Genomic DNA, 1,392 nt, shown 5'->3' with positions numbered 1-1,392 from the left:
AGGTCCCGCTCCCCCTCCAGATGGACGGTGACCACCTGGGGCTGCGGACCAGCGTGACGTTCACAGGCGTACGCCGTGCACTGCGTGTGATTGTGCACCAAGGTCGTCACCGACAAGGTGATGGCACAGGTCGAAATGCAGTGTGGGCCCTTCACCGTCGTCTCGTTGATGAGTACCGACGCGGTTCGGGAGCTCGGACTCGAGGTCGGGAGTATCGGCGTCGCAATCGTGAAGGCCACCACGGTCATCGTGGAAACGCCGTAGTTTTTGAACATACTGGAGGAAATCCGTGAAGCGTGTAGTCGGACTTGTTGCAGCAGGCGCTTTTTCGCTTGCCCTGGTGACCGGTTGTAGTTCCTCCGACAATTCGTCGTCGTAGACGTCGTCGGCCGCTCCGACCACAACAAACTCGAGCGAGAGTGCCACGGGAAGCATCACCGTCTTCGCGGCGGCGTCACTGAAGAACAGCTTCACCGAACTCGGTACTGAGTTCGAGTCCGAGAACCCCGGTTCCAAGGTCACTTTCAGCTTTGCCGGGTCCTCGGATCTCGTCGCTCAGATCACCCAGGGCGCACCGGCTGACGTGTTCGCCTCGGCTGACGCCGCCAACATGACCAAGGCCACCGACGCCGGCGTCGTCGCGGGGTCGCCCTCGGACTTCGCGAGCAATACCTTGACGATTGTTGTGCCGCCGGGCAATCCGAAGGGCATCGCGTCGTTCGCCGACCTGACGAAGGACGGGACGCAACTGGTGATCTGCGCTCCGCAGGTCCCTTGTGGTGCGGCTACGAAGAAGGTCGAGACGGCCACCGGTGAGACCCTCTCGCCCGTCAGTGAGGAATCCTCGGTGACGGACGTTCTCAACAAGGTGACGTCCGGGCAGGCCGATGCCGGCATCGTTTACGTCACCGACGCGAAGTCCGCCGGCGACAAGGTGCAGACCGTAGCGTTCCCGGAAGCCACCACGGTGGTCAACCTGTACCAGATCGCGGTGCTGAAGGATTCGAAGAATTCGGAAACGGCAACGAAGTTCGTCGACCTTGTGAAGGGGCCCAAGGGCCTGGCAGTTCTGAGTGACGCGGGATTCGCTGCTCCGTGACACGCCTACGACCGGCAGTCCGCGCCCCGCTCGGGCTGCCGGTATGGATTTACCTCCCCGCGCTGATCGGCGGGGCGTTTGTCATCGCTCCCTTGGCCGCGATGCTTGCCACCGTGCAGTGGTCGCAGTTCTGGGAACTCGTGACTTCCGAATCGTCGGTTGCCGCGTTGAAACTGAGTTTGAAGACAGCAGCGATGAGCACGCTGCTGTGCATGTCGGAACGGATGGCGTCGATCTCGGGTTCCCGGCCGACGAAAGAGGTCAGCCGCGGGCGGATGGCCCCCGGACGGGTG

At 62.6% G+C, this 1,392-nt stretch carries 3 protein-coding genes and 1 pseudogene; 2 read left to right on the top strand and 2 right to left on the bottom strand.

Translation table 11 applies throughout. The features are described 5' to 3' along the window. Positions 1–95 (top strand): annotated as a pseudogene (locus tag ABT116_RS46440) (diacylglycerol kinase family lipid kinase); the annotation flags it as partial. Here ABT116_RS46440 and ABT116_RS51225 read toward each other — a convergent pair. After that, positions 61–474, bottom strand: coding sequence for a hypothetical protein (locus tag ABT116_RS51225; protein WP_502984081.1), 414 nt, complete (start codon positions 472–474; stop codon positions 61–63). The pseudogene ABT116_RS46440 and the gene ABT116_RS51225 overlap by 35 nt on opposite strands. Between ABT116_RS51225 and modA the strand changes: the two genes are divergently transcribed. Then, positions 434–1,099: a molybdate ABC transporter substrate-binding protein gene (gene modA / locus ABT116_RS46430; protein ID WP_351647264.1), complete on the top strand. Its 666-nt coding sequence runs from the start codon at positions 434–436 to the stop codon at positions 1,097–1,099. The two genes, ABT116_RS51225 and modA, sit on opposite strands and share 41 nt — an antisense overlap. Before the next feature lie 49 nt (positions 1,100–1,148). On the opposite strand, the gene ABT116_RS46425 is transcribed toward modA, so the two are convergent. Further along, positions 1,149–1,392 (bottom strand): hypothetical protein (locus tag ABT116_RS46425; protein ID WP_351647260.1); only part of this gene is annotated, 244 nt, incomplete at its 5' end.

This window comes from Streptomyces sp. NPDC002130, assembly GCF_040296465.1.
Taxonomy (GTDB): Bacteria; Actinomycetota; Actinomycetes; order Streptomycetales; family Streptomycetaceae; genus Streptomyces.
Note: the sequence above shows the minus strand (reverse complement) of the source record. Positions and strands in the feature narration are given on the sequence as shown.